Below are 760 nucleotides of genomic sequence, written 5' to 3'. Positions count from 1 at the left end.
GTGCCTGGACTATGATTTTCTATGGGGTATTAGTAGGTATTGCCCTAATCGGATGGTATGCACCTAGGAATCAGTCAAAATCAAATGGGTAAAAGTTATAAATTAAAGCTCATTTCTTGAGCAGTTTTTCTATATTTTTCATGCCCCATTGTTTAATAGATGTGTAGCGTAACTATGTCTTAATTGATGGCGATATATATCTTTATTAATTCCAGCACGACTGGAGATTCGTTTAATGATATACCTCATTTGCGCAATACTCATACGATGTGGATTTCTTTCAGTAACAAACTTGGTATGTCAACACTAAACTGGACAAAAATTATAAGGTCTGTTGCTTGAATTCCACTGGAGTTAAATAGCCTAGTGTTCCGTAAATTCGAATGTTATTGAACCAATGAACAGCATCATCAAGTTCAAGAGCGAGCTGTTCAAGAGTAGAGAAATGTGTTCCGTTAGCGAATTCTGTTTTAAATACCTTAAACATCGCTTAAGCCACGGCGTTAAGGGCATCCTTTCATGCTCAGGGATCGCTGGATTCCGAATGTTTCTAGGGCTTTTGAAATGAGCTTATTTTCATACTCTTTTCCTCGGTCTGTATGAAACATTTGAATGTCGTTCAAGTTACCTCTAATACTAGCGCTTGATAAACCAGCTCTGCTGTCTTATTTGCACTAGCACTACGGCCAATGATTTCACGATTGAAAAGGTCGACAAATAAGCATACATAATGCCATTTTGTTCCGATACGGACATATGG

2 pseudogenes are annotated in these 760 nt (G+C 37.8%); both read right to left on the bottom strand.

Going from position 1 to position 760, the window contains the following annotated elements:
• Positions 1-141: 141 nt before the first annotated feature.
• A pseudogene (locus tag ACOMCU_RS28180) lies at positions 142-291 on the bottom strand (tyrosine-type recombinase/integrase); the annotation flags it as partial.
• A gap of 31 nt (positions 292-322) precedes the next feature.
• A pseudogene (locus ACOMCU_RS28175) lies at positions 323-760 on the bottom strand (transposase); the annotation flags it as partial.

The organism is Lysinibacillus sp. UGB7, from assembly GCF_049058285.1.
GTDB lineage: Bacteria > Bacillota > Bacilli > Bacillales_A > Planococcaceae > Lysinibacillus > Lysinibacillus sphaericus_B.
The sequence above is the reverse complement of the archived record's forward strand: the minus strand, read 5'-3'. Positions and strand labels throughout refer to the sequence as shown.